The sequence below is a fragment of the Curtobacterium poinsettiae genome, from assembly GCF_047226435.1.
GTDB classification, from domain to species: domain Bacteria; phylum Actinomycetota; class Actinomycetes; order Actinomycetales; family Microbacteriaceae; genus Curtobacterium; species Curtobacterium poinsettiae.
Genome location: NZ_CP178434.1, coordinates 1,138,689 through 1,154,070 on the forward strand (window position 1 = coordinate 1,138,689; position 15,382 = coordinate 1,154,070).

The 15,382-nt window shown below is 71.2% G+C and carries 14 protein-coding genes; 7 read left to right on the forward strand and 7 right to left on the reverse strand.

All coding sequences use genetic code 11. The features are described 5' to 3' along the window. Positions 1 to 119: 119 nt before the first annotated feature. Together ACL00U_RS05335 and ACL00U_RS05340 are read right to left on the reverse strand one after the other, a co-directional pair. Positions 120 to 1,010, reverse strand: coding sequence for an aminodeoxychorismate lyase (locus ACL00U_RS05335; RefSeq protein WP_017885952.1), 891 nt, complete (start codon positions 1,008 to 1,010; stop codon positions 120 to 122). Positions 1,011 to 1,029: 19 nt separating this feature from the next. Next, positions 1,030 to 1,380 (reverse strand): tryptophan synthase subunit alpha, encoded by a 351-nt coding sequence (locus tag ACL00U_RS05340; protein ID WP_111038858.1) that lies wholly within the window; start codon positions 1,378 to 1,380, stop codon positions 1,030 to 1,032. Between the two features lie 64 nt (positions 1,381 to 1,444). Here ACL00U_RS05340 and ACL00U_RS05345 point away from each other — a divergent pair, with 64 nt between their 5' ends. Continuing rightward, positions 1,445 to 1,954 carry an 8-oxo-dGTP diphosphatase gene (locus ACL00U_RS05345; protein WP_159557739.1) on the forward strand — a complete coding sequence of 170 codons (510 nt, stop codon included), beginning with the start codon at positions 1,445 to 1,447 and terminating at the stop codon, positions 1,952 to 1,954. A gap of 52 nt (positions 1,955 to 2,006) precedes the next feature. Here the strand turns inward: ACL00U_RS05345 and ACL00U_RS05350 are convergent, their stop codons facing one another. From ACL00U_RS05350 to ACL00U_RS05360, 3 genes are read right to left on the reverse strand one after another with little or no spacing between them, the layout of a single operon-like run. Next, positions 2,007 to 2,294, reverse strand: a complete 288-nt coding sequence (locus tag ACL00U_RS05350; protein WP_071252337.1) for a hypothetical protein — start codon at positions 2,292 to 2,294, stop codon at positions 2,007 to 2,009. 17 nt (positions 2,295 to 2,311) lie between these two features. Further along, complete coding sequence (locus tag ACL00U_RS05355; RefSeq protein ID WP_214584625.1) at positions 2,312 to 3,793, reverse strand: ABC transporter permease; 1,482 nt, start codon at positions 3,791 to 3,793, stop codon at positions 2,312 to 2,314. Between the two features lie 52 nt (positions 3,794 to 3,845). Further along, the gene (locus ACL00U_RS05360) at positions 3,846 to 5,534 is read right to left on the reverse strand and encodes a cation:proton antiporter (RefSeq protein WP_017885948.1); all 1,689 of its coding nucleotides are present in this window, start codon (positions 5,532 to 5,534) and stop codon (positions 3,846 to 3,848) included. 115 nt (positions 5,535 to 5,649) lie between these two features. On the opposite strand from ACL00U_RS05360, the gene ACL00U_RS05365 reads away from it, so the two are divergent. From ACL00U_RS05365 to ACL00U_RS05375, 3 genes are all read left to right on the forward strand, one after another. Next, the gene (locus tag ACL00U_RS05365; protein ID WP_040418878.1) at positions 5,650 to 6,906 is read left to right on the forward strand and encodes an inorganic phosphate transporter; all 1,257 of its coding nucleotides are present in this window, start codon (positions 5,650 to 5,652) and stop codon (positions 6,904 to 6,906) included. After that, positions 6,906 to 7,202, forward strand: a complete 297-nt coding sequence (locus ACL00U_RS05370) for a hypothetical protein (protein ID WP_017885946.1) — start codon at positions 6,906 to 6,908, stop codon at positions 7,200 to 7,202. Before ACL00U_RS05365 ends, ACL00U_RS05370 begins: the two co-directional genes overlap by 1 nt. A 382-nt stretch (positions 7,203 to 7,584) precedes the next feature. Continuing rightward, a complete protein-coding gene (locus tag ACL00U_RS05375) occupies positions 7,585 to 9,042 on the forward strand; it encodes an aspartate ammonia-lyase (protein WP_040418951.1) in 1,458 nt (485 codons plus the stop codon). A gap of 40 nt (positions 9,043 to 9,082) precedes the next feature. On the opposite strand, the gene ACL00U_RS05380 is transcribed toward ACL00U_RS05375, so the two are convergent. After that, positions 9,083 to 10,174, reverse strand: coding sequence for a YihY/virulence factor BrkB family protein (locus tag ACL00U_RS05380; RefSeq protein WP_071252344.1), 1,092 nt, complete (start codon positions 10,172 to 10,174; stop codon positions 9,083 to 9,085). 179 nt (positions 10,175 to 10,353) lie between these two features. Continuing rightward, complete coding sequence (locus ACL00U_RS05385) at positions 10,354 to 11,673, reverse strand: MFS transporter (protein ID WP_082509663.1); 1,320 nt, start codon at positions 11,671 to 11,673, stop codon at positions 10,354 to 10,356. A gap of 69 nt (positions 11,674 to 11,742) precedes the next feature. Here ACL00U_RS05385 and ACL00U_RS05390 point away from each other — a divergent pair, with 69 nt between their 5' ends. The 3 genes from ACL00U_RS05390 to ACL00U_RS05400 all read left to right on the forward strand — a co-directional run bounded on the left by ACL00U_RS05390 (position 11,743) and on the right by ACL00U_RS05400 (position 15,349). Continuing rightward, positions 11,743 to 12,114 (forward strand): FKBP-type peptidyl-prolyl cis-trans isomerase, encoded by a 372-nt coding sequence (locus ACL00U_RS05390; protein WP_412873908.1) that lies wholly within the window; start codon positions 11,743 to 11,745, stop codon positions 12,112 to 12,114. Beyond that, positions 12,114 to 12,950, forward strand: a complete 837-nt coding sequence (locus ACL00U_RS05395) for an aldo/keto reductase (protein WP_017885941.1) — start codon at positions 12,114 to 12,116, stop codon at positions 12,948 to 12,950. The genes ACL00U_RS05390 and ACL00U_RS05395 overlap by 1 nt, the downstream gene beginning before the upstream one ends. A gap of 155 nt (positions 12,951 to 13,105) precedes the next feature. Next, on the forward strand, positions 13,106 to 15,349 hold the full coding sequence (locus ACL00U_RS05400) for a HelD family protein (RefSeq protein ID WP_412873909.1): 2,244 nt from the start codon (positions 13,106 to 13,108) through the stop codon (positions 15,347 to 15,349). Positions 15,350 to 15,382: the final 33 nt, after the last annotated feature.

A 15,382-nucleotide genomic window follows, 5' to 3' on the forward strand; every position in this document is an offset into this window, starting at 1 on the left:
GTCCGGTCGAGAGACGCCGTCGTTTCGGCACGACGCCGTCACACCCGCGAGACGCCGCCCAATTCCGCGGCGCCTCGCGGACACGACGGCGTCTTCCGGGTCGAGCGGTCAGACCGTGCTCAGACCTCGCGCGCCAGCAGGAAGTCGTTGATGCGCGTCGTCAGGTCCGCGTCGATCGCGCGGGCGTCGCCGTTCACCGAACGGATCGGCGCCGCCTGCCGCACGCTCGACACGAGCCAGAGCGCGTCCGCGGCTGCCAGATCGGCGAGGGTGACGAGTTCGTAGGCGGTCTCGACGCCCTCCTGCTCAGCGAAGCGGAACACGTCGGCCTGCGTCGTGCCCGCCAGGATCCCGATGTCGGTGCGGGGCGTGACCAGCCGGTCGCCGACCTTCATGATCAGGTTCGCGCGCGTGCCCTCGAGCACGTAGCCGTCGCTCGAGACGAACAGGGCGTCGTCGGCGCCGCGGCGGACCGCCTCGCGCAGGGCGGCCATGTTGACGCCGTACGACAGCGTCTTCGCGCCCTGCAGCAGCCACGGCGAGGTGCGCTCGACGTCGTGCCGGTAGCCGCGGTCCAGGACGACGACGGAGATCCCCTCGGTGCGGGCGGCCGTGGAGTCGCCAGACGGCGCGGCGTAGACCCAGCCGGTCGGACGGTCGGTGCCCTCGACGCCGCGGGTCAGGACGGTCTTGGCGAAGGCCTCCCGTACCGGGTCGAGGCGCGCGCAGACGGCCTCGATGGCCTGGCGCCACGCCTCGGGGTCGGGGGCGGGCAGGTCGAGCATCGCGGCGGAGCGACCGAAGCGGGCGAGGTGCGCCTCGAGGGCCTGGGGTCGGCCGTCGATCACCGTGATCGTCTCGAACACGCCGTCACCGCGCGTGACGCCGAGGTCCTGCACCTGGACGTGCTCCTCGAGCGGCTTCGCCCACGTGAAGGCGTCGGCCGCGGGGTCGTGCGGCGCGGCGTCGCGGGAGGGCTGGTTGAGGACGGCGAGCACGGTTTCGGTCATGCGTCCATCCAACCGCAGCTCAGCCCGCTTCGGGCAGGGCGCCGAGCAGCTTCCACACGGCGGGCGTCAGCTCGGGGTGCTGCAGCGCGATCCGGCGCAGCCGGTGGTACTCCTCACCCAGCTTGGTGCCCTGCCCGGACGCCGGGTGGCTCGACCACTGTGCGTGCCGCTTGCCGATCGCCTCGTCCAGGTCGACGGCGTCCGCGCGCAGGATCAGCACGACCTGCTCGTCGACGGTGGGGAGCGTCGGCATGAACTCCCACGGGTCCTCGCCCTGACGGCTCCGGTGCTCGACGAGCATCGAGATCTCCTCAGCGGCCTCGGCGCGCAGCACTTCGAGGCTGCGCCCGGTCCTGCGGGGCTCAGCCATGGTGCCCCCGCAGCACGCCTGCCATGGGAAGAGCGTACGACACTCCATCGGTCACACTGGACGCGTGACCCTTCGCGACGAGAGCAAGTCCCAGCATCCCCGGGTGGTGGTCGTGTACCTGCTGCGCGACGGCGAGGCAGGGCCCGAGGTGCTGCTGGGAGAGAAGCGCCGCGGCCTCGGCACCGGCCGTCTGGTCGGCCCCGGCGGCAAGCGCGAGTCCGGCGAGACGGCGGTCGAGACCGCCGTGCGCGAGGTGCGTGAAGAGGTCGGCCTGCGGCTCGACGCGGTCGACCTGGAGGCCCGTGGCACGTTGGACTACCGGTTCCCGTACCGACCGTCCTGGTCCCAGGTCTCGGACGTCTTCGTCTGCCGCCGCTGGCAGGGAGACCCGTCGGGCTCGGACGAACTGGAGCCGCGGTGGATCCCGGTCGACGCCGTGCCCTACGACGCGATGTGGGACGACGCCCGGTACTGGTTGCCGGGGGTGCTCGCTGGCGGCAACGTCCGGGCGCGGTTCACGTTCGCCGAGGACGACGCGACGGTGTCCGGGTTCACCGGCACGGGTGTGGCCTAGTTCTTCCGCTGGGGCGGGTCTCGCTCAGGGCGTCTGCTGGGTGCGCGTGCCGCTAGCGCGTCTGCTGCGTGCGGGTGCTGCCGGTCCGGGCCTCTTCGGCGGCGGCCATGACGTCGGCGTCGCCGCTCCGGCCGCCCAGGGGTCGCACGAAGAAGTCGATGACACCGACGACGATCGCACCGATCATCGAGAACATCGCCCACCCGACGAACAGCCCGGCGGTGCCGCGCCCGTCGGCTGGGGCGAGCAGGACGCTCGCGGCGTAGAAGCCCAGCGTCAGCACGAGGAACACGACGACGACGGTGACGAGGACGCGGTGCCAGGTGATTCGGGGGTTCATGCCCCTCAGGATACGCGTCAGCGGTCGGCGTGCTTGCCGTGCGGAGCCGCCGCCGGTCGCGGCTCCTTCCGGTTCGCGGGGCGCTGCACGGCGATGCGACCGGTCGGGGTCGCGCCCGGTTCGAGGCCGTCGCGCGCGCCGGTGAAGACGTCGCCACCGGTGCGTTCGTCCTCCCAGTCGTCGTCCCGCAGCACGCTCAGGGTGCCGGTCTCGGTGGAGGTCAGCCCGTGGCGCTCCAGCTCGGCATCGCGCTGCCCGCCGAGGAACTCGCGGTTGGCCGTGTTCGCGTCCTGGAACATCGTCGTGCGGCCGGTGACGATCGCGCGGATCCGTTTGCGCTCCCACCACTGCTTGCCGAAGTACATGAGCACGAGGCCGGCCGCCGCGTAGCACGCCATCGTGATCAGGCCTCGGGCCGGACCGGGGCCGACGCCGTAGACCTGGTGCTTGATCATGTCGACCATGCTCGAGCCGACCACGACGTTGTTGAGCCACGCGAACGGCTCGGGCATGAACCACTTCGGGTAGGCGCCGCCGGACGACGGCATGGACAGGAAGACGAAGCAGATCATCGCGGGGGCGGCGATGAAGCGGCCGACGAAGTAGCTCAGACCGTTCACCGCCAGGCCGATCGCCACGATCCAGCCCCAGGCGATGAGCACCAGCTGGATCCAGTGGCCGTGGATGGCACCGAGCACCGGGCCGGCGAGCGTGTTCGTGATGAGCGAGATGACCAGGCCGCCGACCGCGATGACCGTCATGCGGGTGCGGTGCCGGAGCGGGCCGCCCATGATGCCGATGAACATCGCGACCATGTAGCCGCCGATGCACCACGCGAGCATCACGTACATCGCCACGGTGCCGTACTCGTCCCACGCCGGCAGGGGCGCGAGCTCGGTCACCTTCGGGGTCGCGACGCCCAGGCCGGTGAGCACCGCGCTGAGGGTGGCCGGCACGAGGCTCGCGACCTGGAACTGGTGCGCGCTCGCCTTGAAGAACTCGTTCGCGGCCGGGTCGTACGCGACCGCCATCGAGCCGTCGACCACGTCGCGCTTCGCCTGGGCGAGCGAGTCGTAGGAGTGGAACACGAACTCGCCCGGCAACGCCCGCTGCACGGCCTGCACGAAGGACGGGTCGCTGCCGATCAGGGCGATCGGCACGTCGTGCGGGTGCGGGGCGTGGAACGCGAACACGTAGCACAGGCAGAACCCGACGATGAAGAACAGTGGCATCCACAGCTGCAGGCCGATGAGCTGGAGCGACGGGTGCAGTGTCGAGTACCAGCGGCGGTACGCGCTGTACTGCTGCGGGGCGGGGACGGGGGCCTGCCGCCGGGGTGCTGACCGGCTGGCGTGTCCCGCGACCTTGGCACCGCGACGCGGCTTCGTCCCCTGGGCGGACGGCCGGCTCCCGCGCGACTTCGGGGGCGTCGGACGCGAACCGCCGGGGCGCTCCGGTCCGTCGTCGTTCCTGGGGACGTCGTTCCGCGGCGTGCTCACTCGGCGCTCTGCTCCTGCTCTCGATCGGAGCGCCAGGATACGCCCGAGGTGCTCAGGAGCGACTGCGCGATGCCTGCGCCGAGTCCATCGCGAGCTCCTCGGCGTCGAGGGTCACGAGCACGCGGCGCATGACCTCCTCGTCGAGGTTCCCCTTCTCCCGCTCCTCGAGCACGATCTCGCGGCGGCGGTCGAGCAGCTCGCGCCGGATGTCCTGGATCTGCGAGCCGCGCAGGCGCAGTGCGACGTTCCGCTCCTCGTCCTCTTCTTCCTCGGCGTCCTGGCGGAAGGTCTCGGCCTGACGCTCGAGTCGTGCCTTCAGCCGGTTCACCACCGAGTCGACGGCATCCGAGCCGTACTGCTTCGCCCACGCCGGACGGCGCTTCTCGAGCAGCTCGATCGCGGCCTCGGTGGTGCGCTGGTTGAGCCGCATCTCACTGCGCACGTCCTCTTCGCCCTCGGCCGGGTCCTGCACCTTGAGCGCGCGGATGACGAAGGGCAGCGTGAGCCCCTGCAACAGCAGGGTGCCGACGGTGACGAAGAAGGCGATGATGAAGATCGTGTCCTGCGCCGGGATCTGCGTCGGGCTCGCGACGACGGAGACCGCTGCCGCCAGGGTCACCACGCCACGCATGCCCGTCCACGAGATGACGGTGAGCTCCCGCCAGTTGAGCTTCGGCTCCGCGGAACCGCGCATCCACCGCAGTGAGGGGTGCCCGCGGGACAGCTTGATCCGCAGCGGCCGGAGCCACTTCCCGTTGAACCGGTTGCGCACGTACGACTCGAACACGAACAGCGGCCGCACCAGGATCACCACCGCGAGCACGACAGCCGCCGCGGTGAGCGTCTGCCCGAGGCTGCGCTCGCTCTCCACCAGGTCCTGCACGACGGTGTTGAGCTGCAGGCCGATGAGCGCGAACACGAAGCCCTCGAGGATGACGTCGATGCTCGTCCAGAGCGGTCGCTCCTGCAGGCGGGTGGCGTAGCCCTCCTTCGGCGAGTTGTAGCCGATGTACAGGCCGGCCGTGACGACCGCGATGACGCCGGAGCCGGACAGGTCCTCGGCGAGGATGTACGCGACGAACGGCAGCAGGATGCTCATGATCGTCTCGACCACGGGGTCGTTGATGCGCATCCGGATCCAGTGCACGACGACGCCGAGCACGATGCCGACGACCAGGCCGACGCCGATCGCGAGCCCGAAGATGCCGAGGTCCTGCCAGACCGTCAGCGACGTGCCGGCGATGATGAGCGTGAACACGCGCACCAGGGTCAGCGAGGCCGCGTCGTTGATGAGGCTCTCGCCGGACAGCACGGTCATGACACGCCGGGGGAGTCCGAGCTTCCGGCCGATCGCGGCGGCGGACACCGCGTCCGGCGGGGCGACGATCGCGCCGAGCAGGATCGCCGCAGGCAGCGTCATGTCCGGGATGAGCAGGTACGCCACTCCGCCGACGACCAGGGCCGTCACGATCACCAGGAAGATGCCGAGTCGTCGGATCTGTTTGATCGAGCCGCGGAAGCTCTGCCACGACACGTCGAGCGCGGCGGAGTAGAGCAGCGGCGGCAGGATCACCGTGAGGATGACCTCGGAGTCGATCTCCATCGGGGGCAGCCCGGGCAGGAACGAGGCCGCCAGGGCGACCGCTGTGACGAGCAGGGGAGCGGGGAGCCCCTTGGCGCGGGCGAACCCGGTCACCGCGAGCGATCCGATCAACAGGATGAGGAGCTCAGCGGTGTCCATGGACCCATTCTTCCATCGGCATGGTTCCGAACCTGAACGAGTGTGAAGCGATGGTGAACAACAGGTTGCCGATCAGGTTTGCTCGAAGGGCCGACGCCTGGGACACTTACCCGCGGTGGACATCACACTCATAGTCGTCCTGGTCATCGCGTTGGCCCTCTTCTTCGACTTCACAAACGGTTTTCACGACACCGCCAACGCGATGGCGACCCCGATCGCGACCGGCGCCATGAAGCCCAAGGTGGCGGTCACCGTCGCTGCGGTGCTCAACCTGGTCGGTGCGTTCCTCAGCACCGCCGTGGCGACGTCGATCTCGCACGGGCTGATCAACGAGGGCCCCGGTGGCGTCGCGATCAGCCCCGAGATGATCTTCGCGGGCTTGATCGGGGCAGTCGTCTGGAACATGATCACGTGGCTCCGCGGGCTGCCGTCGTCGTCCTCGCACGCGTTGTTCGGCGGGCTCATCGGTGCCGCGATCGTCGGTGCCGGGTTCCAGTCGGTCAACTACGTCGCGCTGCTGACGGTCGTGATCATCCCGGCGTTCGCCTCGCCCGTGATCGCGGCGCTCGTGTCGTTCCTGTCGACGCGCATCGCGTACCGGATCACCAAGCGGCCGGTGTTCCCGAACGAGCGCGGCGGGTTCCGGATCGGGCAGGTCTTCACCAGCTCGATGGTGTCCCTGGCGCACGGCACCAACGACGCGCAGAAGACGATGGGCGTCATCACGCTGACCCTCATCGCCTCGGGCGCGCAGTCGTCCAACCAGGGCGTGCAGTTCTGGGTCGTCGTGGCCTGTGCCCTCGCGATCGCGCTCGGTACCTACACGGGTGGCTGGCGGATCATCCGCACGCTCGGCTCGGGCATCACCGAGATCCGGGCGACCCAGGGCTTCGCGGCCGAGGCCTCGACCGCGGCGACGATCCTCGCCTCCAGCCACCTCGGCTTCGCGCTGTCCACCACGCAGGTGTCCTCGGGTTCCATCATCGGTGCCGGGCTCGGCCGCCGGGGCTCGAAGATCCAGTGGTCGACCGCCGGCAAGATCGTCATCGCCTGGTTCATCACCCTGCCTGCCGCTGCTGCGGTCGGTGCCGTCGCCTCCGGGATCGCCCGTCTCGGCGTCATCGGGCTCGTGATCGACGCCGTGGTCGGTGCCGCCGTCATCCTCGGCCTGTACCTCTGGTCGCTCCGCAAGCCGCACGAGCAGGCCTCGGCCATCGAGGTCGACGTCGCCGCGAACGCGGTCCTGACCCGCAAGGAGCTGCGCGACATGCAGCGCAAGAAGCGCGCCGACGCGGTCGCCGAGCGTCGCGCCGAACTGAGCCGCGAGCGGACGCTCCGTCGCATGGCGGCCCGCAAGGGAGGCCGTCGCTGATGGGCATCGACTGGTTTGCATTCCTCACCGTGGCGCTCGTCGCCGTGGTCTCGTCGTGCTTCGTCGTCGCCGTGTACTCGGTCGGCCTCCGTCTCTGGAGTGCCGCCGACACCCGCGCCGGCAAGTTCACCGTGAAGGACGACGGCACCATCGGTCCGGCCACCGCGGGCTTCCCGAACCCGGCCGGCGCCTCGACGGCTACGCGTGCACTCCGTGCCGCTGCCGTCGCGTGCTTCGTCGTGTGCGGCGCCGTCGTGCTCTACGGCATCTACCTCATCGTTCCGCAGTTCCACTGACGGGCGCGCTCACCGAGTGAGCAGAAGACGCCGGGTCGCCCTTCGCGACCCGGCGTCTTCTGCTCACTCGTCGTGTGTTCGCCGCGCACGCCGCGCGAGCGGGCGGAATGCCCGCGTCCGCACTCGCGCCGACCCCGCCATCCCGCCCGCTCGCGTCCGGGTCGCGACCGGGGGCCGGACGGGAGGCCCGTGGCGGCCTGGCACCGCGCCTCCCGTCCGTCCCGGACGAGCGGGCGGAATGCCGGCGTGCGATACCGAGGCGACCGCGGCATTCCGCCCGCTCGCGCAGGAACGCGCCGCTCTGCACCGTCCCGGCGCGTTCCCGGACCGGCTGGACGGACCGGACTAGCCTCGACGTGTGACCGGCAACGAGGAGGCACCTGTGACGACGACGCGGACCGAGAGCGACTCGCTGGGATCACGGGAGGTCCCGAACGACGCCTACTGGGGCATCAACACGTTGCGGGCGCTGGAGAACTTCCCGATCACCTCCGTGCCGATCGCCGTGTACCCGGACCTCATCGAGGCGCTCGTCACCGTGAAGCAGGCGGCGGCGCGGGCGAACCGGGCGATCGGTGTCCTCGACGAGGAGCGCGCCGACGCGATCGACCGCGCGGCGCAGGAAGTGCGCGACGGGGCGCTCCGCGAGCAGTTCGTCGTCGACGTCGTGCAGGGCGGCGCGGGCACGAGCACGAACATGAACACGAACGAGGTGCTCGCCAACCGGGCACTCGAACTCCTGGGCCGTGCGCGGGGCGACTACGCGTACCTGCACCCGATCGACCACGTGAACCGCAGCCAGTCGACGAACGACACCTACCCGACGAGCATCAAGATCGCGATGATCTTCGGCGTCCGGCGGCTGATCGTGCAGCTCGAGGAACTCTCCGCCGCGTTCGCCGAGCGGGGCCGCGCCTTCGCCGACGTGCTCAAGGTCGGCCGGACGCAGCTGCAGGACGCCGTGCCGATGACCCTCGGGCAGGAGTTCACCGGCTTCTCGCACACCATCCAGGAGGACGCGGAGATGCTCCGCAAGGTGATGCCGTTGCTCGCCGAGATGAACCTCGGCGCGACGGCCATCGGCACCGGGATCACCGCGGACCCGCTCTACCGCGACGAGGTCCGCCGGCAGCTGCAGGAGGCGAGCGGGATCGACGTCGTCACCGCCCCCGACCTCATCGAGGCGACGAGCGACGCCGGCGCCTTCATGACCCTGTCCGGCACGGTCAAGCGCAGCGCCGCGAAGCTCTCGAAGATCTGCAACGACCTGCGGCTGCTGTCGTCCGGCCCGCAGGCGGGCCTCGGCGAGATCACCCTGCCCGCTCGCCAGGCCGGTTCGTCGATCATGCCGGGCAAGGTGAACCCGGTGATCCCCGAGGTCGTGAACCAGATCGCCTACGCGGTCGCCGGAGCCGACACCACGGTGACCATGGCGGCGGAGAGCGGCCAGCTCCAGCTCAACGCCTTCGAGCCGATCATCGCCCACTCGATCCTGCAGTCCCTGCAGTGGATGTCCCGTGGCTGTGCGACCCTCCGTGAGCACTGCGTCGTCGGCATCGAGGCGAACGAGGCGAAGCTCGCCGCCCAGGTCGACACGAACGTCGGCGTCGTCACCGCGCTGACGCCCTACATCGGGTACGCGGCCGCGGCGTCGATCGCGCACACGGCGTTGACCACCTCGACGCCGATCTCGACGCTCGTCGTGGCCGCGGGCCTGATGGACGAGGACCAGGTCATGCGGGTGCTCAGCCCGGCACGGCTGTCGGGGATCGAGCTGGCGACCGGCGCCATCCCGATCGTCACCGAGGAGATGCTGGACGCCGAGGCGCGCAAGCGCTGACGCGGGGCGTCCGCGGCAACGAGCGCGCGCACGCCACCCGTCAGGGCAGCGGCCGCTCGCCCACCCGCACCTGCTGCGCCATCGCCCGCAGCTGCTCCTCGCCCGGGGTCAGCTCGGCGTCCTCGTCCTCGGCCACCCGAGCGGCTTCGGCCTCGGCCCTGACGTGCTGCGCCGCAGCGATGTCCTGGTCCCGCCAGCGCGCGAGCGTGAAGTTCCGGGTGACGTCCCGCAGCGGCAGCCGGATCGACTCGTCCGCTTCGATGCCGGCCATCAGCTGCCGCATCCGGATCACCTCGGAGTCGAGCTCCCCGCCGACCACGAGCACGAAGTTCGAGATGTAGAGGTACACGAGCAGCAGGATCGCGCCGCCGAGCCACCCGTAGGCACGGTTCCCGCCGCCGAGGGTCTCCACGTAGAGCGCGAACCCGAGGGTGGCGATGGCCCAGGTGACGATCGCGAACGCGGCACCGGCCGACACCCACCGCAGCTGCGGGGTCTTCACGTTCGGCGTCGCGTAGTACAGCACCGCCACCATCACGACCAGGTCGACCGCGAGCACCGGCCACTTCGCCACGTTCCACACGTCGTCGATCCAGGGCGCCCACCCGAGCTGCCGGATGACGGCCTCGGAGATCGTCGGGGTGCCGAGCAGGATGACGATCGCGACGGCACCGCCGACCATGACGAGCAGCGTGACGAGGAGCATCATGCTGCGGAACTTCCAGATCCGCCGACCCTCCTCGACCTCGTACGCGGTGTTCATCGCCCGCCCGAACGCCGTCGCGTAGCCGGACAGCGACCAGAGCGTCAGCACGACGCCGATCGTGAACCCGAGCCACGGGTTGTCCAGGGTCAGCAGCTGCCGGAGCGGGCCCTCGAGGTGCGACGCGGTCTCGGGCCGGACGATGAACCCGAGGACCTCGACGATGTCGGTCAGGCTGTCGCCCTTGCGGTCCACGATGGACAGGGCCGACACCACCGCCAGCGCGGTCGGGAAGACGGTCAGCAGGGCGAAGAACGTCAGCGACGCGGCCGCGTCGACGACGCGGTGCCGGATGACGGAGTGGTAGGTGCGCCGGACGACGGCGCGGACTCCCGTCCGCTGGAGATCGCGCGATGCGCTGTCCGGCATGTGTCGTACGGTACCCGACACGTGCGGCCCTGGAGGCCCGTGGCGGGCCCGCCCCGCGCCTCCCGACCGCCTGTTGGTCGCGCTGGTGCGCCTGCAAGACACCGGTGTCACGCTCCGCACCGCGGAACGCGGGTGTTCCACGCGCGAACACCGGTGTTATGCGCACCAGGACCGACCGGTCAGTTGGCGTGGGGGTGCAGGGCGTCGTAGCGGCGGAACGACGGGACCATCCGGACGAGGAGCGCGACGAGGCCGATGATCAGCACGCCGCCGATGACCGGCGGGTACGCGATGCCGGCCGCGACGACCAGGCCGGCGTACAGGTCGCCGAGCCGCGGACCGCCCGTGACCACCACGATGAAGATGCCCTGCAGCCGACCACGCATGCCGTCCGGCGACGCTGCCTGCAGGATCGTGTTCCGGAACACCGAGCTGACGTTGTCCGCGCCGCCGGCCATCGCCAGGAACAGCGCCGCGAGCCCGAGCGCGGGCAGGATCTCGACCCCGAACGCCTCACCCGAGCGACCGCCCAGGACGTGCGCCAGCGCGATGACCACACCGAACGCCGCGATCGCCCCGCCGTACGCCGTGATGGCCCAGCCGACGGCCTCACCCTGGCGTCGGACGTGCCCGAGCGGCCCGGAGAACACGCTCGACAGCAGCGCTCCGATCGCGTACGCGGCGGTCAGGGTGCCGACCGTGATCGACCCGCCGCCGATGACGAGCGCCCCGATCGCGGGGAACAGCACGCGCGGCTGCCCGAACGTCATCGCGACGATGTCGAGCACGAAGGTCATCGTGATGTTGCGCGACCGCCGCAGGAACCTCGCACCCTCGATGAGCGAGCCGAGCCCCGGCCGCAGCGCGTCGTGGTCGGCAGCCATCCGCGGCAGCGTGAACACCCCGAGGAACGCGAACGTGAACAGCACGACGTCGATCGTGTACGTCGGCGCGAACCCGACGGTCGCGATGAGCACGCCGGCGATCGCCGGGCCCACGGTGACCTGGAACCCCGACGCGATCCCGCCCAGGGCGCTCGCCGCGGGCAGCAGGTCGGTGCCGACGAGCCGCGGGACGATGGCCGAGCGGGACGCGTTGCTGACGGTGGCGGCGACGGCGTTCACCGTGGCGAGCACGTAGAGCAAGAGGACGCTGTGCAGGTCGAGCCAGGCGTGGGTGGCGATCAGGGCGACCGCGACCCACGCGATGATCGAGGACACGAGCGCGACGAGGCGCCGGTCGAAGGCGTCCGCGAGCATCCCGCCGTACAGACCCGCGACGATCATCGGCACGAGCGCGATGACACCCACCAGGGCCACGGCGAAGGTCGAGCGGGTGATCTCGTAGACCTCGAGCCCGACGGCCACGGTCGTCATCTGGGTGCCGATGCCGGCGATCGCGGTGCCCGCCCAGAGCCGGGCGAAGGCGGGGGAGCGGCGGAGCGGGGTCAGGTCGGCGAGCAGACGGCGGCGCGGCGGTGCGGGAGTCGATGGTGTCACGGTGGAACCATTCTGCGGGCTGGACGCTCGTTGCGCGTGCCCGGTGCGCCCTCTGGTTGACTGATCGGCATGACTGACCTGAACAGCAAGCCCGAGTTCGACGCCCCCGAGGGCCCCGCCCCCACCGAGCTCGTCGTCACCGACATCGTCGAGGGCTCCGGCGAGGAAGCGTCCGCCGGCTCGACCGTCAAGGTCCACTACGCCGGCGTCGAGTACGAGACCGGCGAGGAGTTCGACAGCTCCTGGAACCGCGGCGAGCCCATCGACTTCCCGCTCGCGGCGCTGGTGCGCGGCTGGCAGGAGGGCATCCCCGGCCTGAAGGTCGGCGGCCGCCGCAAGCTCGTCGTCCCGCCGGAGCTCGCCTACGGCCCCGCCGGTGGCGGCCACTTCCTGTCCGGCAAGACCCTCATCTTCGTGATCGACCTGCTCGGGGTCCGCTGATGCAGGTCGGTGCCCCGACGATCGAGCTGAACGACGGCCACCGGTTCCCGGAGCTCGGCCTCGGCACCTACGGGCTGAACGGCGACGAGGGCGCGACCGCGGTCGGCACCGCGATCGCGGGCGGTTACCGGCTGCTCGACACGGCGCTGAACTACGGCAACGAGGACGCCGTCGGCAAGGCCGTCCGCGAGTCCGAGGTGGCGCGCGAGGACCTCGTCGTCACCTCGAAGCTCCCCGGCCGCCACCACGGCTACGACGAGGCGCACCGCTCGATCGACGAGACCCTCGGCAACCTGGGGCTGGACCACGTCGACCTGTACCTGATCCACTGGCCGAACCCGTCGGTGGACAAGTTCGTCGACACCTGGAAGGCGTTCGTCGACCTGCGCGACAGCGGCAAGGTCCGCTCGATCGGCGTCTCGAACTTCACGCCGGAGCACCTCCGCCGCATCGTCGACGCCACCGGGGTCGCCCCGGCCGTCAACCAGGTCGAGCTGCACCCGTACTTCCCCCAGGCGGAACTGCGGAAGGTGCACCAGGAGCTCGGCATCGTGACCGAGAGCTGGAGCCCGCTCGCGAAGCGGTCGGAACTGCTCACCGAGCAGCCGATCGTCGACGCTGCCGCCGCACACGGGGTGGCCCCCGGCCAGGTCGTCCTGCGCTGGCACGTCCAGCTCGGTGCCGTGCCGGTGCCGAAGTCGGGCGACGCCACCCGCCAGAAGGAGAACCTCGACGTCTTCGGCTTCGAGCTGACCGACGACGAGGTGCAGGCGATCTCCGCGCTCGAGCGCGGCCGCCTGTGGGACGGCGACCCGGACACGCACGAAGAGATGTAGACCGGTCGCGGACGCGCGGACGCGCGGACGCGCGGACGCGCGGACGCGCGGACGTCCGGACCGGAGGCGCGGTGTCAGCTGGCACCGCGCCTCCAGTCATCCGTGTCGGTGCGCCGGGACTACACTGGACACCCCTCTTTCCCGAAGGGTTGTGTGTGTCCGAACCGACCGAGATCGACCGTGAGCGCGGCTACGTCGACAGCCTCTTCCGTCGTCTCGACGAGCTGACCGCCGAGGCCGAACAGCGCCTCGCCGAGACCCGCCGACAGGCGGTCGGCGGGAACCACCAGAGCCGCAGCGAGCGCGACGCGTACGCCCGGCTCTACGAGGACACCGTCGCGACGCTCGAGCGGGTGGGGGACCGTCTGGTCTTCGGCCGGCTCGAGGTCGCCGAGCCCGACAACCCCGACGACACCTTCCGGTACATCGGCCGCGTGGGGCTGCGCGACGCCGAGCACCGGCCGCTCCTGCTCGACTGGCGCGTCCCCGGTGCCAGTGCTTTCTACCAGGCCACCGCGGCGCACCCGATGGGCATGCGCTCCCGCCGGCACCTGTCCCTGCAGGGCCGTCGGGTGGTCGGCGTCGAGGACGAGGTGTTCGACGCCTCGCTCTACGACGACGAGCGCACCCACCTGCAGGGCGAGGGCGCGCTGCTCGCCGCGGTCACCGCCGAGCGCACGGGCCGGATGACCGACATCGTCGCGACGATCCAGGGCGAGCAGGACCGCATCATCCGCTCCCCGCTCGAGGGCGTGCTCATCGTGCAGGGCGGTCCCGGCACCGGCAAGACCGCCGTGGCGCTGCACCGCGCCGCCTACCTGCTCTACTCCTACCGCGAGCGGCTACGGGGCTCCGGTGTGCTCATGGTCGGACCGTCCCCGGCGTTCCTGACGTACATCGAGCAGGTGCTCCCGTCGCTCGGCGAGACCGGCGTCGTGATGGCCTCACTCGGCTCGCTCTACCCGGGCGTGCACGCGACGACGCACGACACCCGCGACGTCGCCGCCGTGAAGGGCGCCGCCCAGATGGCGTCGCTGCTGCGCCGGGCGGTGCGCTCGCGCCAGGTCGTACCGACCGAGTCGGTCACGCTCGACATCGAGGGCGAGCGGCTCGTCGTGTCGCCGCAGCTCGTCGCCGACGCCATGAAGCGCGCGCAGGACCGCGGCAAGCCGCACAACGCCGCCCGTGTCACGTTCAACAAGATCGCCCTCGACGCGATGACCCGCCTGCTCGCCGAGCAGCTGCGGGAGCGCGGCACCACGGTGGACGAAGCCGACGAGAAGGTCCTGCGCGAGGACATCCGGAGCTCGTACGACGCCCGTGTCCTGCTCAACACCGCGTGGCTGCCGCTGCCGCCCGAGAAGTTCCTCGAGGACCTCTACGCCCGGCCGAACTGGCTCGCCTCGCTCACCCCCGACTGGACACCGGAGCGCCGCGCCCTGCTGCAGCGCGCCCGCGGGACGGCCTGGACCGTCGAGGACGTCCCCCTGCTCGACGAGGCCGCCGAACTGCTCGGCCCGTTCGACCCGACCGGCGGCGCCGCCAAGCGCGCCGCGAAGGCCAGCCGGAACCGCGACATCGAGAACGCCCGCCAGGCGATCGAGAACATGGGCGTCGAGGGCATCGTCAGCGCCGAGCAGGTCGCCGGCTCGTTCGCCGAGGGCGGCGACCCCCGCTCCACCGCAGAGCGCGCCGCGGACGACCGCGAGTGGACCTACGGCCACATCGTCGTCGACGAGGCGCAGGAGCTCTCGCCGATGCAGTGGCGCGTGCTCGCCCGCCGCAACCCGCTGCGCTCGTTCACGATCGTCGGCGACATGGCGCAGGGTTCCTCGCCGGGTGCCGCGCGCACGTGGGACGACGTCATCGGGGCGCTCGCGCGTCGCCGACGCGGCCGTGCGCCGCAGGTGCCGCTCGACCACCGCATCGAGCAGCTGACGGTCAACTACCGCACCCCGCGCTCCATCGTCGAGGCCGCCGGGGCCTTCGCGGACAGTGCCGGGCTGACGGTCACGCGCAACGAGGCCGTGCGCGACGGCGACCCCGTCGAGCGTGTCCGCGTCGCGCGGGCCGACCTGCTCGACACCGTCGTCGCCGTCGCCGACGCCGAGCGTGTCCGGATCGGGTCCGGCACCATCGGTGTCATCGTCCCCGAGTCCCAGGTCGACACCGTCCGGCAGCGGCTCGCCCGCACCGAGGCGGACGTCCGGGGGCTCGCCTCGCCGACCGCCGGGTCGCTCACGGTGCTGACCGGCGCGGACGCCAAGGGCCTGGAGTTCGACGGCGTGCTGCTCGTCGACCCGGACGGCGTGGGTGCCGACGCGGCCCGTGCCGCCGCAGCGGTCTACGTCGCAATGACGCGCCCGACGCGTCGCCTGACGGTCATCGACGTCGACTGACGCGGCCGGGCGGTGGCGTCCCCGCGGGGCGGA